We start from the raw sequence: 23844 nt of genomic DNA, 5'->3' as shown, positions 1-23844 counted from the left end.
ATATACAGTTGTCGATAAAATAGAGCAAGCGACAAACTTAGGAGTCGAACGTGGAACTGCAAGAGTATTTACGCCAGCACGGATTAGAAACTTTGTGCGAAACTTATCATATCAAAGTGACCCGCCACCGCCAATATCCCGATTTAGTCTGTCTGAAATACTCGCAGATAGAATCCCCCCTGGGCGAAAAAATAGTCCAGCAGTGTCGAGGCATTATTTTAGATTCATCTCAAGATTGGGAAATAGTTTCTTATCCCTACGACAAATTTTTTAATTACGGGGAAGGTCACGCCGCAGCAATTGATTGGAGTAGCGCCAAAGTTTACGAAAAATTAGACGGTTCTCTGATTGTAATGTATTTCTATCAGGGAGAATGGAGAGTGCAATCTAGCGGTACTCCAGACGCAGCCGGCGAAGTTAACGGTTTTGGATTTAGCTTTGCCGAACTTTTTTGGAAAGTCTGGAAAGAATTGGGATATGAATTACCGGAAGCAAGGGATGAGTGTTTTATCTTTGAGTTGATGACACCTTATAATAGAATAGTAGTTCAGCAAAAATACAATGATATCGTGCTGCACGGGGTTCGCAATACTGAAACCTTGCGAGAAACAGATCCCCTTTTTTGGGCAAACAAATATGCCTGGAAAGTAGTCAAATCCTATCCTTTGACTAGCTGGAAAGAAGTTATCGAAGCATCTCAACATTTAGATCCGATGGATTCGGAAGGGTATATTATTTGTGATGCTAACTTCAACCGAGTTAAGGTTAAGTCTCCGCAATATGTCGCGATTTCCCATCTCCGCGAAGGATTTTCGACAAGGCGGATGATCGAAATTGTTTTGACGAATGAAGGAGAAGAGTTTTTAGCTTATTTTCCTGAGTGGACTCAATTGTATCAAAAAGTTAAGAGTAAATATGAATTGTTAGTTCAAGAAATCGAGGAAGTTTACCGACAGCACGAACAGATTGAAGTGCAGAAAGATTTTGCTTTTGCTGTGAAACATTTGCCCTATTCGGGGATTTTGTTTTCTTTGCGAAACCGCAGAGTTACCGGAGTCAAAGAAGCTCTCCGCGATGTTACGATCCATAAAATAGAGGAGTTATTGGGTTTAGATTACATCCATCTAGGATTGTGAAGAAGATGTCAGTAGTTATACCATTTCTCTAAAATCATGCAATACTCTCCGACCCCCCCTAGCCCCCCCTTAGCAAGGGGGGGGACAAGAATACTGTTGCATTATTTTTTGAACTTGGTATTAGTTGCCAGTTGTCAGTTGTTAACAGTCATTTCTAACAAATTACCAATTACCCATTACGCATTACCATGAAAAGAGTTGTTGTACTTGTCGGTTTACCTGCTTCGGGAAAATCTCAATTTGCCAGGGAATTGCTGTTGTCTGAACCTGCAAGATGGGTGCGGACAAATAAAGATTTGTTGAGAGAAATGGCTCATGCTTCCCATTGGTCGCCTGCCAATGAAAAATTTATTGTGCAGTTGAGAGACACGGTTATTTTGATGGCTTTGGAAAGCGGCAAGCACGTGATTGTTGACGATACTAATTTTGGGCCTCACATCGAGCAGATCAAGGAGTTGGTTAAGGGTAAAGCTATCGTTGAAGTTAATGATTCTTTCCTGCAAGTTCCGGTGGAGGAGTGTATTAAACGGGATTTGAAAAGACTTAATTCGGTGGGGAAAGATGTGATTTTGAAGATGTACAATAAGTATGTGCGGGTTCCCGTTGCGCCGCCGGAATATAACCCGGATTTGCCGGATGCAATTCTTGTGGATATGGACGGTACGCTGGCACTTCTGAACGGTAGAAATCCTTTTGATGCTTCAAAGTGCGATCGCGATTTACCGAATCAGCCAGTTTTAGATACCGTCCGCAAGTGGCAATCCAGTGCCAATATCATTGTAGTATCGGGCAGAACCGATGACTGTCAGCCTCAAACTGAACAATGGTTGCAGCAGTATGAGGTGAATTATCACAGTCTTTATATGCGGAAAACTGGAGATATGCGGAAGGATGCGCTGATTAAAGAGGAGTTTTACAGACAGCATATTGCAGGGAAATATAATGTTAAGTTTGTGCTGGACGATCGCCAGCAAGTTGTTGATATGTGGCGGTCGTTAGGATTGACTGTTTTTCAAGTTGATGAAGGGGATTTTTGACGTAGGGTTTGTTTGGGCGATCGCCCAACCCCTAATGCTACAATCAAAGTAACATCACAAAAAAATTTGTTATGATATCCATTCCCCAAGAACCCCCAAAAATGACGGTTGAGGAATATCTCGAATGGGAAGCTCAACAAGAGATTCGCCACGAATATGTCAACGGCGAAGTTTTTGCCATGACAGGCAGTACAATTCCTCATAACGATCTGGCACTTAACTTTTACACTGCATTGCGCCCGCATCTGCGTTCCAGAGGCTGTCGGATGAACGTGTCAGATGTGAAATTGCAAGTCAGTTTTCAAAGCCGTTACTACTACCCTGATGTGATAGTCAGTTGCGATCCAGAAGACATTAATTCGCGCAATTTCATTCAGAATCCTAAAATTATTGTGGAAGTTCTTTCACCCAGTACAAGTGCTAAAGATCGGGATGAAAAATTCACTTGTTACCTGAAAATTCCGACTTTGCAAGAGTATATCTTGATTGATTCACAAAAGATTTTTGTTGAGCGTTACTGTCGGGGAGATGGGAGAATGTGGCTGTACTATTCTTACACTGCTGGGGAGATTATCACTTTATCAAGCATTGAGTTTGATTTGCCGATCGCACTTTTGTATGAAGGTGTTGGATTTGAAACAGAAACAGAAACAGAAGCATAAAAACACACATTTTATGGCAACTAGATCGCGAACAGGCAAGATGCCTGTTCCACAGAGAGTGAATTTTATTTTGTGGTGGGCTTCGACACCGCCCATAAAAGCCGATAATGAACAGGAAAGGATCGCAAATTAAATATTTTACACAAGTTTGTGGGATGGGTGTCCCGCCCGTCCAGAAATGACGGGCGGAACGCCCATCCCACAAGAAATATCAAATTGTAAGTTATTTAATTCTCATTCCTAAGATGCCTGTTCCACAATTATTTATCTATCGCGTCCAAGCCAACCATTTATTGAACAAATTTTTCACAAACGGAGTCAAACGAGTGCGATTGTAAGCATCTCCGGCTTTGCGAATAGCTTCCGCTTGTGTCGGATACGGGTGAATTACGCTAGCAATTTTCCCCAAACCAATATTGTTAACCATTGCTAAAGTAATTGTATTAATCATCTCGCCGGCGTGTCGCGCGACAATCGTTGCACCTAATATTTTGTCGCTGCCTTTCTTGACGTTTATTTTCACAAATCCTTCTTCTTCGCCGTCAATAATTGCCCGATCGACTTTATCGAAAGGAATCAAAAATGTATCGACATCAATTCCTTGGGCTTGAATTTCGCGATCGCCCATTCCGACGCGCGCAATTTCCGGATCTGTATAAGTACACCAAGGTATCGTCAAAGCACTGAGCTTTTTGCGCCCGAAAAACAGAGTGTTTTGAATCACCATTCTCGCGGCAAAATCAGCGGCGTGAGTAAATTTATATTTCATGCAAATGTCCCCAGCGGCATAAATGCGGGGATTAGTAGTTTGCAAATTGTCATTGACAAATACGCCGATTTGTGTATCGTATTCAACGCCGATCGCCTCCAAATTCAATCCTTCCACGTTGGGCGATCGCCCCACACTCACAATAATTTCATCTACTATTACCGATGCTTTCTTCCCTTGAGTTTGATAATAAACTACTTTGCCTGCATTTGTTTGCTCAACCCGCTCTATTTGAGATTCAAGTATTAATTGAATTCCTTCGCGCAGAAAAGCCTGCTGCACAATTGTTGCAGCATCCGCATCTTCCTTATCTAAAATATGAGCATTTTTGTGCAGCAACACTACTTCCGAACCCAGTCGCTGAAAGGCTTGAGCCAATTCGCAGCCGATCGCCCCAGCGCCAATTACAGCCAAACGCTGAGGCCTTTCTGTGAGGTTAAATACAGTTTCATTTGTCAGATATCCAGCTTCCTGCAAGCCGGGGATTTGGGGTTGTCGCGCCCTTGCACCTGTGGCAATTACTGCTTTTTTAAACCGCAGAGTTTGACCAGCAACTTCTATGGTAGAATTGCTAGTGAAACTACCGGAACCTAAGAAAACATCGACTCCTAATTTGTGCTGGTAGCGTTCAACAGAATCCACATCGCTGATTCCCGATCTGATCCGGCGCATCCGTTCCATGACAGCAGGAAAATCCACTTCGGGATTGTTAGAAACATTAACACCAAACTCGCTCGCATTCCAGATATCGCCGACAGTGCGCGAGGATCTAATTAAACTTTTTGAAGGTACGCAACCGACATTCAAACAATCGCCACCCATCAAATGTTTTTCAATTAATGCAACTTTGGCACCCAAACCAGCCGCCCCCGCAGCCACAATTAATCCGGCGGGCCCCGCGCCAATTACTACTAAATTGTAACTGCTAGCTGGCTGGGGATTCACCCAATCTGACGGATGCAAATAGGAGACTAATTTTTGGTTGTATTCGTCCATCGGGGGGACGGTTACGCGATCGACTTTTGACTGCGACACGAGCAAATTCTCCTAATTAAATAGTTTCATCCAAAGCCTTGCGAGCAATCTTGGTTATATATAAAGTTACTACGACAGCAGCCGTAAAACCGATCAAATTTATAGACCATTTTACAGCTTCTGTTTGGGGACTTGTCGGTTCAGTTCCCATACCAATTGCAGCAATATCTCCTATCAATGAACCAGAGTAAACGTACATCAAAGTTCCCGGAATCATCCCGAAGGAACCTAACACGTAATCTTTTAAAGAAACTTGGGTAACTCCCAAGGCGTAATTCAATAAATTGAAGGGAAATAAAGGACAAAGACGGGTTAAAAAGACTATTTTAAATCCTGATTTAGCAACGGCGCGATCGAGGGCTTTGAACTTCGGGTGAGCTTCCATGTATTTTACCACGCGATCGCGCGACAGGTATCGCCCGATCGCAAAAGCAAAGGTAGCCCCTAAAGTTGCTGCGACAAACACGTAGATGGAGCCCCACCACAGGCCAAACAGCACCCCGCCTCCGAGGGTGAGGGCGGAACCAGGTACAAACAGTATAGTAGCTAAGTTGTAGGTAGCGATGAAAGCGACTGGGCCCCAAATGCCTAAATCCTGGATTTGGCTTAAAACAGTTGTTAAAAGTTGTTGAACGTAGGGAGATTTAGTTGCTACAATTAAGAGGGGGATAAAAAGGGCGATCGACCAAAACCAGAATTTTTGATTGTTTTTTTTAGGCGAATAATTGTGATTTAGTTCTGGCGGCATAATTCACCCGTAAATAGTTATTTGTATTATATGAGAGTATAGAGCATTTTTTTTGAACCGCAGAGGACGCAGAGGGCGCTGAGAAAGATATCAGAGAATGAAAGGCTATTTAATTATTGAATATTTCCAGGTTTAACTTATTGTTACAACTCACTCTAACATAGACAGGCTATGATAGCAAAAAAGCAACTCCCAATTCCTGAATATTTCGAGGCAAAAAAAGTAGGCGAAGTTTGGCGCGTTCCCTATCACGAACGGGCTTTTCAAGCGAAAAACTGGGCGAAAAAGCACGAAATCCCGCCCGCCGCCAGGGACACAAACCGCATTTGTTTGTTGATAATCGATGCCCAAAATACTTTTTGTTTGCCGGATTTTGAACTATTTGTCGGCGGGCGTTCCGGTAGCGGTGCAGTAGACGACAACCTGCGCTTGTGCGAGTTCATTTACCGCAATTTAGATAGAATTACAACCATTGCGCCGACAATGGACACCCACACTGCGATGCAAATTTTTCATCCAATTTTTTGGATAAATGCAGCAGGCGAACACCCGCAACCAGCCGCCACATTGATTACTTTGGAAGATGTGCAAAAAGGTATTTGGAAAGTTAATCCAGCCGTCGCCAACAGCATCAGCGGTGGCAATTTTTCCGCCCTGGAAAAACACGCTCTCCACTACGTGCAGAAACTCAGCGATGACGGCAAATTTCCCTTGACAATTTGGCCCTATCATTCAATGTTAGGCGGCATCGGACACGCCTTGGTTTCTGCCGTGGAAGAAGCTATATTTTTTCACAGCATCGCCCGCGAAAGTCAAGCACTTTTTGAAATTAAAGGCGGGAATCCGTTAACAGAAAATTATTCAGTTTTGCGGCCGGAAGTTTTAGACGGGCCGGATGGGGTTTCTATTGCCAAAAAAAATGCTAAATTTATCGATAAGTTGCTCGGTTTTGATGCGGTAATTATTGCGGGACAAGCAAAAAGTCACTGCGTTGCTTGGACGATTGATGATTTGCTGGCGGAAATTTTGGCGCGAGATTCGGAGTTGGCAAAGAAGGTTTATTTGCTGGAAGATTGCACTTCGCCGGTGGTTGTTCCGGGTGTGGTTGATTTTACTGAAGCAGCAGAAGCGGCTTTTCAAAGATTTGCTGCGGCGGGCATGAATGTGGTTAAATCTACTCAGTTTGAGCTAGAATAAAGATAAGTTAGCAACAGGCTATGAGTATGAGTTTAGTATCTAATGAGCCGTCGGTTATCCGTACAGAGCGTGGGTTGACGATCGCAGGTACGCGCATCACTCTGTACGACGTGATGGACTATGTAATCGCCCAGTATCCGCCTAAGTTCATTCGTTCCCTGTTTGATTTGACAGAGGATCAAATTAATGCAGCCCTCTCCTACATAGATACACATCGGGCAGAAGTTGACGCAGAATACCAAGTTGTTCTTAAGGAGACTGAGGAACTTCGGCAATATTACGAAGAACAAAATCGCGATCGTGTTGCCCGCATTGCTACCCTGCCACCACCACCGGGGTTGGAAGCTGCTTGGGAAAAGCTTCAAGCCTCGAAGGCGCGTCACCAACTTCACTCATGATTTTTTTAATAGATCACAATTTTAAGGGACACGCGCGAGTTCTTCTTGGCAGTATTGCTAGCCAAGGTTGGCTTGATTTTGTGCAAATTCGCTTCGTCATGTTTGAGGAGGTGGGATTGTCAATTGATAGTAGCGATCGAGTTGTTTGGAGAATCGCTCAGGAAAATCAAATGATTTTACTCACAGCTAATCGAAGCATGAAAGATGAAGACTCGTTGGAGCAAGTCATGCGCGAAGAAAACACTCCAGACTCATTACCAGTTGTGACAATTGGTAATGCCGATCGAGTTTTAAATGACTCAAGTTATCGAGAACGCTGTGTCGAGGGTATTGTTGAGATTGCCATTTATACTGGCAATTACAGAGGCGCAAGAAGAATTTTCATTCCATGAACTATCGCAGCCTGCCTATTGCACACCTTAGTTCTAAATGCTTTGAATCTAACCTACGAACAGCAGGAAATGTTGATTAAAATTCTCCAAAATTGGCACCGCGAAAGTCGCCGTGCAGAAATAGCTACAAATGCCCAACAAACCTGAGCAGATTTCCGCGCGGGCAAATTTCAATCGCAGTCAGCCGAGGAAGTCATTGCAGCTTTGCGCCAATATTTGTCAACTGATTAATCGAATCTAATTTACCCAAGAAACTGTCTATATATCTCTCTGCGCTCTCTGCGTTCTCTGCGGTTCATTAATTCCTATAATCTAATTATTTCCCATCCAATCTCGGCACGCCCTCCAAAAAAGCACCGCTCAACATCAATTCAGCCATCCTATCTAACTTACCAGTAATTTTCAATTTTTTATCGGTTTGAAAGCGCTCAATGTCTGCTTTTAAATTACCGCTATTATATCCTAATTTACTTAAATAACCTGCAGCTTGCTTGTCACTTAACAAGATATCTGCAGACCGAAAAATCGGCACGTACTCCTCCCGCCAGACATAAGCAAAAGTTGCTTTATCTAAATAGAAAATCTTGCCTCTCGAAGGGTCTCCAATCGCTGCTACACTGTCATTCATTCCTAGCAAAGCCACCGCGTGCGGCAGTTTTCGACCTCCATCAAACAGCCAAACTGCTAGCACTCCGGGGCGATTGATTTGCTGGATTTGCTCCCAAGTGGGCGCTAGTTCGATCGCATTTACACCCAAAGCCCTCGCTGCGACAATCAACTGCGGCATCGAAGTGCCCAAACGACTCGTACCCGCCAAACGCGCCACGCTAGATTCCGTCGCATCCATTCCCCAACGTCTCAACACAGTTGCTAGCGCCGCCGGCGCACAACTGCTGTTAGAAGTTTGCCGAAATACACCGTTTGGTTGCAAATTGTCAATTAGATCGTCATAAATTGGTGCGAGAAAATAAGCCTCAGCGCTGGTAAATCCGCCCAATCCCAACAAGCCAATTAAAATTACTGCTATTACTTGCGATCGCCCCGTCAGCCAACTTATGCTAAACCCAATACCGCAGACTCCCATCAACATCACCCTGAGCAAAGTCCAAGTAACCTGCATCCCGTGCACGCGCCACTCGATCGGCAAAGCAGGCATTTGCGGCAGATTTAGAGCCAACAGCAGCAAGCCAACATAAAAACCTAAAAACAGCAGGGCGAGAGAATTGTGGCCCTTAAACAAATCGTTAGCCGTCACTCCCGATCGAACTAACAGCTTTCCAAAGCGCATTCCCCAGACAAACAGCACCGAACCCAGTAGCAGTGTCAACAATATTTCCATGAATTCAAAATTTTGTTGCTTAACTAGGTTTTAACACGCTGTGCGATCGATCGTCCGCGGCGCAGTCGCCAATTGGGAAAATTGCCGGGAAACTGGAAAATAAACAACACTTTTAATAGTGCGATCGCCCCCACTCGCACTGTAAAAAAAATGCTTTTTGCAAAAAAGAGATGCTTCCTTAAAATTTGCCATCTGTCAAGCATTCGAGTAACTTTTTTTACCACTTCTAAAAACTCCCAAAAAAATTAGCACCGCAAAAAAAGTCCCAAATCCATCGCCCAAAACAGACATATCTCTTGTAAAATAGATGGAAGCCAAAACCCATTCAAATATAGTCTGGGAGGCTGAAATCGGGTGTTTTTGCGAAAATATTAGATCGCAGCGTTTAACGGTGAAAAATTAAGGTTTGAAGGTTTGATATAGCCTTTCTCAAAAAGATGAGGTACTATCCGGCATAGGCCGCCGTGGCCCGCGCCGGGCTATCCTCACTTTTTAGAGAACCGCTATATCATGTCCTGTCGATTACCGTAACAAAAATCGAAGGAGGCTCTTCCTCGCCTATCTGCATTACCACGCAGAGCGAAAGTAACGGGCAATCGCTTAAGTTATTAAATTTTCATTCCTTACCTATATAGTGTCCGCTCGATTGACCGATCGCGCCATTGGATCGCGCGTGCGGAATGCGAGTTTGTTCGATCGTTTGGGAACTCGCATTCCACACAGATCGGTTTTTGTTATGGCAATCGATCGGACAAGAGCTCATACACTTAGACAACTGCAATTATTAATGTATATTTTAATACACTTACTCGTAATTTTTTATTAAATTAGAAGATTGTTAAGTAATACTAATCAATTCTAGGGACAGAGCTTGTAGCTTATTGACAATGAGCTTGAATTTTCCCACAGTGTATGCTGCCCAAAACCTTGCAGACAGGCACTTAACGATAAAAATAAATATTGTGAGCTCGAATAGGGGCTAAAAACCCTTGCTTATTGACACCAGGCTAGTTAAATATTTACTTATCATTTAAATTTAATATTTGTTTTATGATCGCAGCAACAGTACGGTAAACTGAATAACTAATACCAAAAAATGTGGAGTTCGCTTAAAGCGAGTTCGCACAACTTGGTCCATCGCAATATTGAGTTAATCAAAAGTGTAAAATCAGCAGGGATATTTGAAAGACTTATGCTAACAATAAATCTTTCTACCCCTCCTGCTTTCCCTGCGCTCAAAATAGTTCGCTAATATAGCCTTTCAAGCTCTCACATGAGGTATGCCGAGGTATGCTGCAACCCTTACAGTGTAAAGCATTTCATGGCAAAACTCGTACCTCATCTTTTAGAGAAAGGCTAATAGACCTTTAGCAAACAACAAAAAAGCGCTTTGATAAACTTCAGTGATGTCGTTACAGAAGATTTATGAATAGGAACGAAGCTAGGCTATGACAAAATTTTCAGAGCAATTTTCTCGGCGTAAATTTATCGTTACCGCAGGTGCATCCGCAGTCAGTACAATACTCCTCAAAGCTTGTACTCCCCCAGAACCAGGTAGTACAGCAGGTGCCGGCGGTGGTGGGGCTACTACAGGCGGGACATCCCCAGCGCCCACATCAGCAGTTGCTGTGGCCAACGAGAAAAGAGTAGAGGGCATCGAAAGCACAAAGGTTATCTTGGGATATATCCCGATCGTCGAAGCAGCAGCGTTAATTATTGCCAAAGAAAAAGGTTTTTTTGCCAAGTATGGCATGACCGAAGTGGAAGTCGCCAAACAAGCCAACTGGGGTTCGGCTAGAGACAACTTAGAAATTGGATCTGCAGGTGGCGGTATTGATGGAGGCCAGTGGCAAATGCCCATGCCTTATCAAATTAGTGAAGGTCTGATTACCAAAGGTAGCGTCAAAATTCCGATGTATGTTCTAGCCCAGTTGAACACTCAAGGAAATGGAATTGCGATCGCCGGAAAACACAAAGGCAAAGGCATCGGGCTCAAACTAGACCAAGCGGCCCAAGACTACATGAAAGGCCTCAAAAAAGCAGGCACACCCTTCAAAGCAGCCTACACCTTCCCCAAAGTCAACCAAGACTTTTGGATTCGCTACTGGCTAGCAGCTAACGGCATCGATCCCGACACAGAAGCCGAATTGCTAACAGTACCCTCAGCCCAAACCGTAGCCAACATGAAAACTGGCAGCATGGACGGTTTCAGTACCGGCGACCCCTGGCCCCTGCGGATCGTCCAAGAGGACATCGGCTTCATGTCCGCCCTCACAGCCCAAATCTGGAAAGATCACCCCGAAGAGTATCTAGCTATGCGGAGCGACTGGGTAGACAAACACCCCAAAGCCACCGAAGCCATGCTAGCAGGACTGATCGAAGCCCAGCAGTGGTGCGACAAACCAGAAAATCGCGCCGAATTAGTTGCCATTACTTCTGGCAGAAACTACTTTGACGTACCTCCGGCAGTTTTGACACCTCCCTATCAGGGCAAGTACATGATGGGTGACGGTCAACCAGAGATCGACGATTTCAAAATGAGCCCGCTGTACTGGAAAGACGGCCTCGGCAACGTTTCCTATCCTTATAAGAGTCACGATTTGTGGTTTTTAACCGAAAGCGTGCGCTGGGGCTTCCTGCCAACCAAAACCTTGGCGGATAAAAAGATGATCGATAAAGTCAACCGCGAAGATTTGTGGAAAGCCGCAGCAAAATTGGCCGGAGTTGCTGATGCTGACATTCCCAAAAGTACGTCTCGCGGTATTGAAAAATTCTTTGATGGCAAAGAATTTAACCCGGAAAAGCCAGAAGATTACCTCAAGAGTTTGGCGATTAAAAAAGTTTAATGGGTCAAAGCTGACCGTAATTTAGCCTCAAAAAATTACGGTCATAAAAAATAGCGCAAACACAGGAGATTAATAGGATGGCTGTAAGTACAAATCGAAGGGATCGAGGCGCTGCACAAGGAGCTTTTGGCGAGTTTTGGAAGAAGAATTCATCAAATATTGTGCCGCCAATTTTAGGGATTTTGGGATTTCTGGCAGTTTGGCAATTCCTGTCGAGTACGGGACTGATCAAACTGCCGGGCCCTACGAGCGTTTGGACTGACGAACGGACGCGGGTATTGTTGCTGTATCCTTTCATGAATTCCAAAACCTATGGAATCGGCTTGTTTTGGCAAACTTTGGCTAGTTTGGAACGGGTAGCAAAAGGCTACACTCTCGCCGCTGCTGTAGGAATTGCGGGGGGTGTTTTGGTAGGTACAAATCCGTTGCTGAACAAGGCTTTAGACCCGATTTTTCAGTTTTTGCGGATGGTTGCGCCTCTGGCTTGGGTGCCGATCGCCCTGGCTGCACTGCAACAAAACGAACCTGCTGCTTTGTTCGTGATTTTTATCACCGCAGTTTGGCCGATTTTGATCAACACCGCCGAAGGTGTCCGCCAAATTCCCGACGATTACAACAACGTAGCGAAAGTGCTGCAACTGACTCGGAAAGAATATTATTTCAATATTTTGTTTCCGTCGGCGCTTCCCTACATCTTCACCGGATTGAGAATTGCGATCGGGCTGGCTTGGCTGGCGATTATTGCAGCGGAAATTGTGATGTCGGGGATTGTTGGTATCGGCTTCTTTATTTGGAACGCTTACCAGCAAAACTACATCAGCGAAATTTTGTTAGCGGTGTTCTACATTGGGGCTGTTGGTTTGTTCCTCGATCGCATGATGGCTTGGTTGCAACACAAAATTGCTCCCTCTGAAGGCAAATAACTAACAGTTAACAGTTAACAGTGGATGGTTGATAGTTGATGGTTGGCAGCTAGCACTTAACAGCTAATATCAAGTACGGTAACATAACTGCGATCGTGTTTGTAGTGATAACTTTAGTCCTCATAAACAGTGAGAAATTGCATCATTGTTGTCAAAAACAAGCTCAAACTTAGTATCGGTCTACTGTTTGATAATTAGGGCCGCTTATCCCACTCCTAACCCCTGAAAAAGAGAACCCCCCTAGCCCTCACTAAGAAGGGAACCGAAAAAGGGGGGATAGGAGTCTTCTCAAAGTCAACCCCTGCGGGAGCATCTCAGTTGGGCATTTATAGTGCGAGCTTAAGAGCTGGCGAGTACCAAAATACGCGAGCTTTTAAGCTCGCACTATAATAAAAAAATGCTTTTTACAAAACTGAGATACTCCCAACCCCGACTCCCTTTTTTAGGGGAGATTTAGGGCTATCTAGACTCCGACATAAGCGAGATGTCCAAAAGTTGTCCGGTTGACATTGACACCAATAGAACTGAAGCCTTCACTACAAAACAATATTATTGCAGTTGTTTGAGCCGACATCACAGCTAACATTCAACAATCAATAATCAATCATCAAAAAATCAAGGACAAACTTACAAAAAAGGCAAGAAAACCATGTCAGTTTTGATTGCGGTAGAACAAGTCGGAAAAACATTTAATTTGTCAGACGGCGGCACGTACATAGCCCTCAAAGGCATCGACTTAGAAATTAAAAAAGGCGAATTTATCTCCTTAATCGGACACTCCGGCTGCGGCAAATCTACCCTACTAAATATGGTGGCGGGTTTGGATCTGCCCACAGAAGGATTGGTGACGATCGAAGGACAAAGAATTACCAAGCCAGGCCCCGATCGCATGGTAGTATTCCAAAACTATTCGCTGCTACCCTGGCGGACGGTCAGAGAAAACATTACCCTAGCCGTAGACTCGGTGATGAGCGGCTTACCCAGAGCCGAACGCCTCGAAATCATTCAAAAACATATCGATATGGTGGGCTTGGCTCCCCACGCGGAAAAGCAACCTGCACTGCTCTCCGGCGGACAAAAACAGCGCGTGGCGATCGCCCGTGCTCTAGCTTTGCGCCCCAAACTGTTACTCTTGGACGAACCCTTCGGCGCTTTGGATGCTTTGACTCGCGGCAACTTGCAAGAAAAGTTGATGGAAATCTGCCAAGAGTACGAAATCAGCGCCCTGATGGTAACGCACGACGTTGACGAAGCAGTGCTGTTGAGCGATCGCATCGTCATGCTCACCAACGGCCCTGAATCGAAGATTGGCGGCATCCTCGAAGTAGACATCCCCCGCCCCCGCAAGCGCATGGAAGTAGTCACGCACCCCAGCTACTACGCCCTGCGGAGCGAAATGATTTACTTCCTCAACCAGCAGAAACGAGTCAAAAAACTGCGGGCGCGCAAAGTACCCGCGATCGCCCGCCACGGCCTAGAAAAAGTCAACCTCGAACTAGGCTTCATCCCCCTCGCCGCCTGCGCTCCCCTAGCCATCGCCAAAGAAAAAGGCTTATTTGCCAAACACGGACTCGATGAAGTCCACCTCGTGCGGGAAACAAGCTGGCGCGGCATCGTAGACGGCATCGCTGCAGGCTACTTAGACGCAGCCCAAATGCCCTCTGGGATGGCAGCGTGGTTGAGCTTGGGAGGCCACCAAGAAAAGCCAATACCAACCGTTACAGCCCTCACCATGAGCCGCAACGGCAACGCAATTACCCTCGCGAGGCGCTTTTACGACCAAGGGATCTACACTCTTGCAGATTACAAAGAAATGCTGCACAGAACCCCCGCCCAAACTCACCGCATGGGCATCGTTCACCCTTCATCGATGCACAACCTGCTGCTGCGCTACTGGCTGGCTTCCGGCGGCATTGACCCCGATCGCGATGTTTCGCTCAAAAACATCCCTCCAGCCCAGATGATCGTGGACTTGCAAGGCGGCACGATTGACGGTTTCTGCGTTGGCGAACCTTGGAACCTGCGCGCCGCGATGGAAGGAGTCGGCTTTACTGTAGCTACGGATTTGGAACTGTGGCCCGGACACCCGGCAAAAATTCTGGGAGTTCGAGAAGAGTGGGCGAATGCTTACCCGAACACTCATATTGCTCTAGTCAAAGCTTTGCTGGAAGCTTGTCATTATTGCAGCGATCCGGCCCACGCTGAAGAAGTTTCCGAAATTGTGGCGGGACGCGAGTACGTCGCTACTGACAAGAGTTACATCCAAATGGGCGATCCGAAATCTGCAGCTTGCAATCTGGATACTCCCATGCGGGAATACGCCCACCACTTGTTCGCCGGAGACGGAGTAAACCGCCCCAGCCGCACCGAACAGTTGTGGCACATGGTGCAGATGGCGCGCTGGGGCGATACCGTGTTCCCCCGCAACTGGGTGGAAATTCTGGAACGGGTAGTCCGCGTCGGCCCGTTCAGCACCGCAGCCCGAGAATTGGGTATGTCGGATATTACTTACACTCGGGGTTCTCTCCGCTTGTTTGACGGCTCGGTGTTTAATGCTGACGATCCGATCGGCTATCTCAACAATCTCGCGATCAAACGCGATTACACGATGGCTGAAGTGATTCTGGATTCTGGCCGCAGAGCTGCTTAGGATCTGTTTTTGTCCAGCCGGTGGACTGCTTTCCACCGGCCAAATTTCTAATGGTGCTGTGCGAGTTTTGAGGTGTCAAAAGGTGAAAAAATTGCTTAGTTATCGATCGCCCCTGTCAAAGACTTATTAACTCAGAAGTCAGACAAGAGTAATCAGAAATCACAGCGATTGATTGCATTGTTGAGTGAAGCAGCACAATTATATAATTGATGCAAAAGTCTGGCAATTTAAACTCAATACTCAAAATATACAGGGAACTCGCAAATCTACAGTCTCGACTCGCAGCTCACCATTCAAAACTGCATTATTTGCGATCGCTAATCACCCACTAACGACCTCCAAAACCCATGATTAATACTTCTCCAAACCAGACGACCACCAAAACCCAAATCCAGCAACCGCACGATCGCCGCCAGCCGTTTTTGGTGATGGACAATGTTCATAAAGTATATCCAAACGGTTACAGGGCATTAGAAAACGTTAACTTGACCGTAGCTGAGGGAGAGTTTATTACTCTGATCGGACACTCTGGCTGTGGCAAATCCACACTATTAAATATGGTGTCCGGTTTTAGCCATCCCAGCGAGGGCACCGTGTCGATTAACGGGCAACGGATTGTTAAGCCTGGCCCCGATCGCATGGTAGTGTTTCAGGGTTACGCTTTGTTGCCTTGGCGGACTGTATTTGAAAATGTTTACATTGCCGTTAACGCTGTATTTCCTAACAAGTCGAAGGTCGAAAAAAATGCGATCGTCAAAGAACATTTGGCGATGGTGGGGCTCACAGAAGCTGCTGACAAAAGACCACCGCAAATTTCAGGGGGGATGAAACAACGGGTGTCCATCGCCCGCGCTTTGGCAATTCGCCCCCAGGTGCTGATTTTAGACGAACCTTTCGGTGCTCTCGACGCAATTACCAAGGAAGAATTGCAGGAAGAGTTGCTGAAAATCTGGAACGATCACCGCTGTACGGTGTTGATGATTACTCACGATATTGACGAAGCGCTGTTTTTGGCCGATCGACTCGTGATGATGACTAACGGCCCGTCAGCGACCATCGGCGAGGTTATGGAGATTCCTTTCCCCCGTCCGCGCGATCGGGTACAAATGATGGAAGATCCCGAATACTACAACCTGCGGAACTACGCCCTAGACTTCCTGTTCCGCCGCTTCGCTCACGATGACGACGCTTAAACCCTTGGAGATGGGGACTTTAAAATGGGCAATGCTGGAAAATTAGAGCTCCAGCATTTCCCCAATTTCAGCGAACATCGCTGCGGGTGAGATGTCGCTGGTGCGATCCTCTTCGAGGGCTTCGCTAACGGGTAAACTGGAGCTTAATTGTTGGGGATAAGTTTTTCGACAAAGTTCGGATCTTTTTCTCAACTTTTACGTCTACCCGCTAAGAGACCCGATTGCCTAGCTGTCGGTAAGCTGGCATGAATTTAGCCCAACTTTGACTGAAGGTGGGCTTCTTTCCTATGTTATCCACAGTTTTTGCTAAATTGACGCTTGGTGCATTCCACCCTTTTAAGTGTCACAGGCCCAATCTTGATTAGTGTTTTATCGATTAATATTTTGCCAATCTAGCAGTTATCAGTAGGGAAACGGCACTGCCGTCTCCGGCGCTGGACTCTGCTTTTAACAACATAATCGGGTAGGGAAACGGCACTGCCCTCTCCGGCGCTGGACTCTGCTTTTAACAACATAATCGGGTAGGGAAACGGCACTGCCCTCTCCGGCGCTGGACTCTGCTTTTAACAACATAATCGGGTAGGGAAACGGCACTGCCGTCTCCGGCGCTGGACTCTGCTTTTAACAACATAATCGGGTAGGGAAACGGCACTGCCGTGTCCGGCTGGACTCTGCTTTTAACAATTGGCCTCAGATTGATGATTGTAGCTTTTTTAAATTAGTATTACTCAAGTTTGCACCGAAAACTCCTCTGAGTCAATATCCCAATTTACCCAGCGAATTGCCTCTTTAGCAGATGTCACATCAGGCGGCACTCGCAACGCATGAATGTGTCCGGTGCTCGGACAAATCATTTTTAACAGATAAATATCTTCTTTTTTCGGAGCATCATCATCGCCATCGAAATCATTTGGATCGAAGCCATCAATATCAGCATCAATTTTGAGCAGCGTGTATTCTTTCCAGCAATCTAATTCTGTTGCTTGCAGTTCCGAGCAAATTCTAGCATAACCAATTCCCTGAATTAATACTCGTCTTAATTCAGCATTGTCTTCTTCTAAAAGCCATTGTGCTTGCCACAGATTGGGGTGAATGTGTCCGTATTTTTCAGGTAATGTTACACCGTGGTAGGAATAGATTTTGTAACCGTCGGGAAATTCCAGTGCAGGTTCCCCTTCTGCATGGAGGCGGTATTCGCTGTCAAGGCTAAGCTGACAAGGGCGCGAGCACACAATGCAGGTATCATCTAACAAAATAATCCAGCCGCATTCTGCTAAAAGCTGGTTCAGGCATTCAAAAAGTTTCTGTGCTTCTGGTTTGATAATAATGCCCAAGGAAACACAGAATTCAGCAACACCGAGAGCCTCAACCAAGTATTTCGGAGTAAATATTGACTTTGAATATTTCCAATAATTGGCAAAGTCTGTGTTAAATTGTTGTTCTAGCTGTTCCTCCCATATACTTAACTCCGAAAGTTCTTGCCGCAATTCTGTTATCAAGAAAAAGGGGTGCAGCGCATCTTCTACCCGTTTTTTTAGTCGCTTTATCAAATCAGTGTCATTGGATCTTTTCAGCGGTATTTGTGCTACCCCTCCGTTGGGGCTACTGCAAAAAGTTATTTCAGAGGCTTTTAAACCCAGGATCTCGCAGACAGACTTAACGGCGGCTGCGGCTTTGGGGTTAGAGATGGGTTCGGTAGAGTTGACGAGAGTTCCCCACTTTTGACGACACGCTTCGATTAGAGCCTTATGTTCAGGTTTAAAATTTACATTCAGAGAAGTCAAATTAGTCAGAGATTGCAGGGGTGTGATGTCTGATATTTGATTGTTGAAGATATACAGATAAGCCAAATTAGTCAGAGATTGCAGGAGTGTGATGTCTGATATTTGATTGTTGTACAGTGCCAGCTTAGTCAAATTCGTGAGAGATTGCAGGGGCGTGATGTCTGATATTGGATTCTTGGAGAGATGCAGAGAAGTCAAATTAGTCAGAGATTGCAGGGGTGTGATGTCTGATATTTGATTGTTGTACAGTGCCAGCTTAGTCAAATTCGTGAGAGATTGCAGGGGTGTGATGTCTGATATTTGATTGTTGTCCAGATTCAGCTCAGTCAAATTAGTCAGAGATTGCAGGGGTGTGATGTCTGATATTTGATTGTAGTACAGAGCCAACTTATTGCTACTTGACAGTATCTGGTTCGCTTCATAAATGTCAGAAGTGCCAGCTTTTTTTAACAGCACCTCAACTGTATATCTTGCTGCTTCTGAAAGGCTGTATTTGTGCAAGCACCAGTCCGTAAAGCTGCTGAATTCTGCGGGATTTGGTTGTTTTTCAGACATAAAATTGTTGTAAATTAGGATAATATCAGACTAGGACTTACGCACGGGTGGCCAGAAACCGGGTTTTTACGAGATTATTCGCAGGCAGCCCGCAGATTAGGTAAAAAACCCGGTTTCTTGGATCTTGGTGAGTTGAGGATTGTACTTGTTAAACAGGGTTGGGGAGTTTCAAGTTTGCACGTTAAATTAGTCAGGCTCTATTCCCCAGTTTACCCAGCGAATTGCCTGTTTAGCAGATGTCACATTTGGCGGCACTCGCAACGCATAAAGCAATCCCGTATTCAGAAAGCTCATTTTCAAAAAAAAACTGCTAAAGGACGCTCCAATGCGTCGAAATCGTCCTCACAATCGATTTTTAACATGGTATGTATTCCTGGCAAGTGTCTAATTTAGTGGCTGCTAGTTCTTGACAAATACGATCGCACAAAATGATATCCAATGCTGTAATACCAATTTCATAAAGTAGCGTTAGATATTACCCCCCCAACCCCCCCTTATTAAGGGGGGGCTAAGACTCGATCGATGGCACATCTTGAGAAAAATGGTATTAGTCTGCGACATACCGCCAACCTTGGGGCTCATATTCGCGCTGAATTCGCACCATCCAATTACCTTCAGGAATTGCGATCGCATGGTGTTCTTCGTGACTCAATAATGCTGTCGGCGAAAGCACTCGCAAGTACAGAGTACCGTCTTTTTCGTACAGTTCAGCTTGTCCCTCAATGATCTGGTGAGAATGTCCCGTGACTTCACCTTCGGCGAGAGTTAGGTGAGGTTTCTTTTCTCCTGCGATTTGCTGTACGGGGGTGAGAATTACGTCGCCTTGTCGGATGGGCTGCATAGGTTTTTTCTAATTTTTGTTTGCTGATGTCGATCGAGCTTTCGTACTACTATTTTATTGCCTCTTACGGTGGCATGACTGTTGAACAATTGAAAAAATATATCGATGAGCAAGATATATCGGTTGAATAAACAGACTTATTGTGCTTTGATGTCGTCATCCACCCTCTCACTGCTTAACGCTTGCGCTTGTAAGGTTGTAAGTCGGTGGAATCAAGCGCGTCACCGCACCTCCGATCCCACACCAATCGAGGCGACGAGCGATCGGGGATTCCGGTCTTTTTAGCTAAAATTTGTTACAATTTGTAAAAATACTGGATAAGGAATTGTAAGATGCGGGTTGCGATCGCAGGTGCGGGACTGGCTGGAATGACCGCAGCAGTCGATTTAGTCGATGCTGGCCACGAAGTAGAAATTTTTGAATCTCGCCCCTTTGTCGGCGGCAAAGTAGGCAGTTGGGTAGATCCCGACGGGAATCATGTGGAAATGGGTTTGCACGTCTTCTTCGGCTGCTATTATAACTTATTTGCTCTGATGAAAAAAGTAGGAGCTTTTGACGATTTGCTCCTCAAAGAACACGTTCACACTTTTATCAATCGAGGGGGCGAAACTGGTTCTTTAGATTTTCGCTTTCCCGTGGGTGCTCCGTTGCACGGTTTAAAGGCATTTTTTACTACATCCCAACTATCAGTACAGGACAAAATTCAAAATGCGATCGCCCTCGGAACTAGCCCCATCGTCCGAGGTTTGATCGACTTTGACGGAGCAATGAAAACTATCCGCGATTTGGATAAAATTAGCTTTGCTGACTGGTTTCGCGGTCAAGGCGGCAATCAAAACTCCCTCAAAAGAATGTGGAATCCGATCGCCTACGCCCTAGGTTTTATCGACACCGAAAATATTTCTGCCCGGTGTATGTTGACAATCTTCCAATTCTTTGCAACAAAAACCGAAGCCTCTATGATGCGGATGCTAGCCGGTTCTCCCAGCGAATATTTGCACAAACCAATTGTGGAATATTTGGAAAGCAAAGGAACCAAAATTCATACTAGGCGCAGAGTCCGAGAAATTCAGTTTCAAGAAGCAGCAGAAACGCGCGTCACAGGCCTGGTAGTAGCCAACGGCGAAACCGAAGAAAATATCACCGCCGATGCCTACGTTTTCGCCTTAGACGTGCCGGGGATTCAAAAAATATTGCCGCCAGCTTGGCGCAAATGGTCGGAATTTGACAATATTTACAAATTGGATGCGGTGCCGGTTGCTACAGTACAATTGCGGTTCGACGGTTGGGTAACGGAACTGGAAGATGAAGCGCAGCGCAAACAGTTGAGCCACGCTGTAGGAATTGATAATTTGCTATATTCAGCAGATGCAGATTTTTCTTGTTTTGCAGATTTGGCGCTGACAAGTCCCAAGGATTACTATAAAGAAGGACAAGGTTCTCTGTTGCAGTTGGTGCTGACACCGGGCGATCCGTTTATCAAACAAAGCAATGAGGCGATCGCCCAACACGTACTCAAGCAAGTTCAGGATTTATTTCCCTCAGCACGGGAATTAAACATGACTTGGTACAGCGTGGTTAAGTTGGCTCAATCTTTGTATCGCGAAGCACCGGGAATGGATGTTTACCGCCCCGCTCAAAAAACTCCTGTGCCTAACTTCTTTTTAGCAGGAAGTTACACTCAGCAAGACTACATTGATAGCATGGAAGGTGCAACAATTTCCGGTCATCAAGCCGCTAAGGTAATTCTTGAAGTTTACGGTCAGTAGTCATTAGTCAGTAGTCATTAGTCAGTAGTCATTAGTCAGTAGTCATTAGTCATTAGCTAACAACTGTTAAACTGTTTGACGATTCTCTCGTTCCCAGGCTGTGCCTGGGAATACCTATCAGGAGGCTCTGCCTCCAGTATTTTGACAGGAAATGCGAGGCAGAGCCTCTAGAAATGCGTTACCACAGCCTAGTAACGAGAAATCTAAAACCTAAAATCTAAAATCTAAAATCTAAAATCCCATGACTGATTGGTTAGAACATAGCGTACAAGTAGAAGTGGCAATTCCTATCGAATTAGCGTGGGAACTTTGGTCAGATTTAGAGCAAATGCCGCGCTGGATGAAGTGGATAGACTCTGTTCGCATTCTTGAAGATAACCCAGAATTATCTCGTTGGAAACTCGCAACGGGCGGGTTAGAGTTTAGCTGGCTTTCTCGGATTCTGAAATTAGTGCCGAATCAGATAATTCAGTGGGAATCGGTAGACGGTTTGCCGAATCGGGGTGCGGTGCGATTTTACGATCGCAAAAACAGCAGCATAGTCAAACTGACAGTCGCCTATGGAGTTCCCGGTTGGCTGGCAAAATTGATGGACAATTCATTTCTAGCGCGAGTTGTTGAATCGACTATTCAGGCTGACTTGGAAAGATTTAAAGAATATGCTCTGAATGTTAAAGCGAAAGCTTAAATTCTGAGGACTGAAGTCCAAACGATCGAGCCAGTTTGATGTTCCGACTTCAGTCCTTTAATTTTAATTTGTAACGCCATAGCCGAGATGTCTTGTACCTCAGTATCATAGAAATATGCTGCTGATTGCTTCTCGGTTGAGTTATGGTACCAGTTCTAAAAAAATGTAACTTCAGGCAACATCCAAACCTTGATGTTATCAGCCATCCCCCATCGAAAATCGAAAATCGAAAATCGAAAATGGTATGAGTTATTGCCTAAACCCCGCCTGTCAAAACCCGCAAAATGCCGATCGCACCCAATATTGCCTGAGTTGCGGCTCCAAACTGTTACTCAGAGAGCGTTACCGCGCCATCAAACCCCTCGGGCGCGGCGGTTTCGGCCGCACTTTTTTAGCAATAGACCAAGACAAACCCTCAAAACCGCGCTGTGCAATCAAACAGTTTTTCCCCCTATCCCAAGGAACCAGCAACAGCGAGAAAGCAGCAGAATTATTCAACCGAGAAGCGGTGCGGCTGGACGAATTGGGGAAACACCCACAAATTCCCGAATTGCTGGCGCACTTTCAACAGGAACGCTATCAGTATTTAGTGCAGGAATTTATAGAAGGTGAGAATTTACAGCAAGAATTACTGCGAAATGGGCCTTTCAGCGCCAATCAAATTTTGAGTTTGCTGAATGATTTATTACCAGTATTGCAGTTCGTGCACTCGCGCAGTGTCATTCACCGAGATATTAAACCGCCCAATATTATCCGCCGCCGTCTTTCTCAAACTCCAATAAATTATAGTTACCCCACATTAACCGGGGAATTAGTTTTAGTTGATTTTGGCGCAGCCAAACTTGTGGAAGGTTTGAGAGAAACCGGTACAGTAATCGGTTCGCCGGAATTCGTCGCGCCGGAACAAATTAGAGGTCAAGCGGTTTATGCCAGCGATTTGTACAGTTTGGGTGTTACTTGCATTTATTTGCTGACTCAAGTATCTCCTTTTGATTTGTTCGATATAAATCAGGATGTTTGGGTTTGGCGAGATTTTTTGAAGGTTCAAATCCCTCCGAAATTAAGCCGCATTCTCGATAAAATGATCGAGTCGAGTCTCAGTCGCCGCTACAAATCTGTAGCTGAGATTCTCCAAGATTTGCAGCCGCAGCAGTCGCCTCCACAGGTTCCCCCGACTCCCGCGCCCATAGCAATTCCAGTGCCACAGACTGCGCCTGCTGTGCAGAATACGGTGCCGCCAACGGTTGCAGGCACGATTATACCTGTGCCCCGGAAGCAGCGGGTTTTGCCGGCCCGCGCGCCTACTTGGAGGTGCGTTCATACTCTGGTAGGGCATTCTAATGCTGTCACGTCGGTAGCTTTCAGTCCTGATGGGGCGACTTTAGCTAGCGGGAGTGAGGATAAGACGATTGAGATTTGGAAGTTGGAGGCTGGTAAGCGCTGGTACACTCTCACGGGTCATTCTGACTGGGTGACTTGTGTGGCGTTTAGTCCTGATGGTACGACTTTGGCTAGCGGTGGTCGGGATAAGACGATTCAAATTTGGGATTTGAATAAGGGTAAGTGGTGGTACACTTTGCGCGGTCATGAGGATCGGGTGTATGCTGTGGCGTTCAGTCGCGACGGTCAGGTTTTGGCTAGTGGTAGTCGGGACAAGACTGTGCAGTTATGGAATTTGAATAAGGGTAGGCCGATGTCGGCTTTGACTGGTCACGCTGGTGGGGTGGAGGCGGTGGCTTTTAGTCCTGGTGGGGAGTTTTTGGCTAGTGGTAGTCGGGATAAGACTGTGCAGTTGTGGGATTGGCGCAATGGTCGATCGATCTGTACTTTAGCAGAGCACGGGGATTGGGTGCGGGCGATCGCCTTTGCTGGAACCCCCCCC

20 protein-coding genes are annotated in these 23844 nt (G+C 45.7%); 14 read left to right on the top strand and 6 right to left on the bottom strand.

Annotation, left to right across the window (positions count from 1 at the left end):
• The first annotated feature begins 50 nt into the window (after window positions 1–50).
• The 3 genes from AACV78_RS25840 (at window position 51) to AACV78_RS25830 (ending at window position 2835) form a co-directional block, all read left to right on the top strand.
• Window positions 51–1136 carry an RNA ligase gene (locus AACV78_RS25840; RefSeq protein ID WP_194010645.1) on the top strand — a complete coding sequence of 362 codons (1086 nt, stop codon included), beginning with the start codon at window positions 51–53 and terminating at the stop codon, window positions 1134–1136.
• 188 nt (window positions 1137–1324) lie between these two features.
• Window positions 1325–2173, top strand: coding sequence for a phosphatase domain-containing protein (locus AACV78_RS25835; protein WP_194010644.1), 849 nt, complete (start codon window positions 1325–1327; stop codon window positions 2171–2173).
• Between the two features lie 71 nt (window positions 2174–2244).
• A complete protein-coding gene (locus tag AACV78_RS25830; RefSeq protein WP_194010643.1) occupies window positions 2245–2835 on the top strand; it encodes a Uma2 family endonuclease in 591 nt (196 codons plus the stop codon).
• Between the two features lie 268 nt (window positions 2836–3103).
• On the opposite strand, the gene AACV78_RS25825 is transcribed toward AACV78_RS25830, so the two are convergent.
• Both AACV78_RS25825 and AACV78_RS25820 read right to left on the bottom strand, forming a co-directional pair.
• Window positions 3104–4639: an FAD-containing oxidoreductase gene (locus tag AACV78_RS25825; RefSeq protein ID WP_194010642.1), complete on the bottom strand. Its 1536-nt coding sequence runs from the start codon at window positions 4637–4639 to the stop codon at window positions 3104–3106.
• Between the two features lie 16 nt (window positions 4640–4655).
• Window positions 4656–5387 (bottom strand): TVP38/TMEM64 family protein, encoded by a 732-nt coding sequence (locus AACV78_RS25820; RefSeq protein ID WP_194010641.1) that lies wholly within the window; start codon window positions 5385–5387, stop codon window positions 4656–4658.
• Between the two features lie 171 nt (window positions 5388–5558).
• Here AACV78_RS25820 and AACV78_RS25815 point away from each other — a divergent pair, with 171 nt between their 5' ends.
• The 4 genes from AACV78_RS25815 to AACV78_RS25800 are packed head-to-tail and all read left to right on the top strand — an operon-like array spanning window position 5559 to window position 7521.
• Window positions 5559–6584 (top strand): cysteine hydrolase family protein, encoded by a 1026-nt coding sequence (locus tag AACV78_RS25815; RefSeq protein ID WP_194010640.1) that lies wholly within the window; start codon window positions 5559–5561, stop codon window positions 6582–6584.
• Window positions 6585–6610: 26 nt separating this feature from the next.
• Window positions 6611–6982, top strand: coding sequence for a DUF433 domain-containing protein (locus AACV78_RS25810; protein ID WP_194010639.1), 372 nt, complete (start codon window positions 6611–6613; stop codon window positions 6980–6982).
• Window positions 6979–7374, top strand: a complete 396-nt coding sequence (locus AACV78_RS25805) for a DUF5615 family PIN-like protein (RefSeq protein ID WP_194010638.1) — start codon at window positions 6979–6981, stop codon at window positions 7372–7374. Before AACV78_RS25810 ends, AACV78_RS25805 begins: the two co-directional genes overlap by 4 nt.
• 18 nt (window positions 7375–7392) lie before the next feature.
• Window positions 7393–7521, top strand: coding sequence for a hypothetical protein (locus tag AACV78_RS25800; RefSeq protein ID WP_255512968.1), 129 nt, complete (start codon window positions 7393–7395; stop codon window positions 7519–7521).
• A gap of 169 nt (window positions 7522–7690) precedes the next feature.
• On the opposite strand, the gene AACV78_RS25795 is transcribed toward AACV78_RS25800, so the two are convergent.
• Both AACV78_RS25795 and AACV78_RS25790 read right to left on the bottom strand, forming a co-directional pair.
• Complete coding sequence (locus AACV78_RS25795) at window positions 7691–8701, bottom strand: cysteine peptidase family C39 domain-containing protein (protein ID WP_228042457.1); 1011 nt, start codon at window positions 8699–8701, stop codon at window positions 7691–7693.
• A 35-nt stretch (window positions 8702–8736) separates the two neighbouring features.
• A complete protein-coding gene (locus AACV78_RS25790; RefSeq protein WP_194010636.1) occupies window positions 8737–8937 on the bottom strand; it encodes a hypothetical protein in 201 nt (66 codons plus the stop codon).
• A gap of 1224 nt (window positions 8938–10161) precedes the next feature.
• Between AACV78_RS25790 and AACV78_RS25785 the strand changes: the two genes are divergently transcribed.
• From AACV78_RS25785 to AACV78_RS25770, 4 genes are all read left to right on the top strand, one after another.
• Window positions 10162–11559, top strand: coding sequence for a CmpA/NrtA family ABC transporter substrate-binding protein (locus AACV78_RS25785; protein ID WP_194010635.1), 1398 nt, complete (start codon window positions 10162–10164; stop codon window positions 11557–11559).
• A 77-nt stretch (window positions 11560–11636) separates the two neighbouring features.
• A complete protein-coding gene (ntrB, locus tag AACV78_RS25780; protein WP_194010634.1) occupies window positions 11637–12482 on the top strand; it encodes a nitrate ABC transporter permease in 846 nt (281 codons plus the stop codon).
• Window positions 12483–13131: 649 nt separating this feature from the next.
• Window positions 13132–15132 (top strand): ABC transporter ATP-binding/substrate-binding protein, encoded by a 2001-nt coding sequence (locus AACV78_RS25775; RefSeq protein WP_194010633.1) that lies wholly within the window; start codon window positions 13132–13134, stop codon window positions 15130–15132.
• Between the two features lie 347 nt (window positions 15133–15479).
• Window positions 15480–16325, top strand: coding sequence for a nitrate ABC transporter ATP-binding protein (locus AACV78_RS25770; protein ID WP_194010632.1), 846 nt, complete (start codon window positions 15480–15482; stop codon window positions 16323–16325).
• A gap of 728 nt (window positions 16326–17053) precedes the next feature.
• On the opposite strand, the gene AACV78_RS25765 is transcribed toward AACV78_RS25770, so the two are convergent.
• Complete coding sequence (locus AACV78_RS25765) at window positions 17054–18664, bottom strand: leucine-rich repeat domain-containing protein (RefSeq protein WP_194010631.1); 1611 nt, start codon at window positions 18662–18664, stop codon at window positions 17054–17056.
• 547 nt (window positions 18665–19211) lie between these two features.
• Window positions 19212–19505 carry a hypothetical protein gene (locus AACV78_RS25760; RefSeq protein ID WP_194013047.1) on the bottom strand — a complete coding sequence of 98 codons (294 nt, stop codon included), beginning with the start codon at window positions 19503–19505 and terminating at the stop codon, window positions 19212–19214.
• A 332-nt stretch (window positions 19506–19837) separates the two neighbouring features.
• Here AACV78_RS25760 and zds point away from each other — a divergent pair, with 332 nt between their 5' ends.
• The 3 genes from zds to AACV78_RS25745 all read left to right on the top strand — a co-directional run.
• Window positions 19838–21274: a 9,9'-di-cis-zeta-carotene desaturase gene (gene zds, locus AACV78_RS25755; protein WP_194013046.1), complete on the top strand. Its 1437-nt coding sequence runs from the start codon at window positions 19838–19840 to the stop codon at window positions 21272–21274.
• Between the two features lie 241 nt (window positions 21275–21515).
• Entirely contained in the window at window positions 21516–21962 is a 447-nt protein-coding gene (locus AACV78_RS25750; RefSeq protein WP_194013045.1) for an SRPBCC family protein, read from the top strand.
• Between the two features lie 244 nt (window positions 21963–22206).
• A partial coding sequence (locus AACV78_RS25745; RefSeq protein ID WP_194074347.1) for a serine/threonine-protein kinase occupies window positions 22207–23844 on the top strand: 1638 nt, incomplete at its 3' end.

The organism is Tychonema sp. LEGE 07196, assembly GCF_963890365.1.
In the GTDB taxonomy this organism is placed as follows: Bacteria; Cyanobacteriota; Cyanobacteriia; order Cyanobacteriales; family Microcoleaceae; genus Microcoleus.
The sequence above is the reverse complement of the archived record's forward strand: the minus strand, read 5'-3'. Positions and strand labels throughout refer to the sequence as shown.

What these genes read in the sequence shown, in the direction of transcription:
- AACV78_RS25835 (WP_194010644.1), top strand. Translation starts at nt 1,325, where the DNA reads ATGAAAAGAGTTGTTGTACTTGTCGGTTTACCTGCTTCGGGAAAATCT.
- AACV78_RS25830 (WP_194010643.1), top strand. Translation starts at nt 2,245, where the DNA reads ATGATATCCATTCCCCAAGAACCCCCAAAAATGACGGTTGAGGAATAT.
- AACV78_RS25820 (WP_194010641.1), bottom strand. Translation starts at nt 5,387, where the DNA reads ATGCCGCCAGAACTAAATCACAATTATTCGCCTAAAAAAAACAATCAA.
- AACV78_RS25815 (WP_194010640.1), top strand. Translation starts at nt 5,559, where the DNA reads ATGATAGCAAAAAAGCAACTCCCAATTCCTGAATATTTCGAGGCAAAA.
- AACV78_RS25810 (WP_194010639.1), top strand. Translation starts at nt 6,611, where the DNA reads ATGAGTTTAGTATCTAATGAGCCGTCGGTTATCCGTACAGAGCGTGGG.
- AACV78_RS25805 (WP_194010638.1), top strand. Translation starts at nt 6,979, where the DNA reads ATGATTTTTTTAATAGATCACAATTTTAAGGGACACGCGCGAGTTCTT.
- AACV78_RS25785 (WP_194010635.1), top strand. Translation starts at nt 10,162, where the DNA reads ATGACAAAATTTTCAGAGCAATTTTCTCGGCGTAAATTTATCGTTACC.
- ntrB (WP_194010634.1), top strand. Translation starts at nt 11,637, where the DNA reads ATGGCTGTAAGTACAAATCGAAGGGATCGAGGCGCTGCACAAGGAGCT.
- AACV78_RS25775 (WP_194010633.1), top strand. Translation starts at nt 13,132, where the DNA reads ATGTCAGTTTTGATTGCGGTAGAACAAGTCGGAAAAACATTTAATTTG.
- AACV78_RS25770 (WP_194010632.1), top strand. Translation starts at nt 15,480, where the DNA reads ATGATTAATACTTCTCCAAACCAGACGACCACCAAAACCCAAATCCAG.
- AACV78_RS25765 (WP_194010631.1), bottom strand. Translation starts at nt 18,664, where the DNA reads ATGTCTGAAAAACAACCAAATCCCGCAGAATTCAGCAGCTTTACGGAC.
- AACV78_RS25760 (WP_194013047.1), bottom strand. Translation starts at nt 19,505, where the DNA reads ATGCAGCCCATCCGACAAGGCGACGTAATTCTCACCCCCGTACAGCAA.
- zds (WP_194013046.1), top strand. Translation starts at nt 19,838, where the DNA reads ATGCGGGTTGCGATCGCAGGTGCGGGACTGGCTGGAATGACCGCAGCA.
- AACV78_RS25750 (WP_194013045.1), top strand. Translation starts at nt 21,516, where the DNA reads ATGACTGATTGGTTAGAACATAGCGTACAAGTAGAAGTGGCAATTCCT.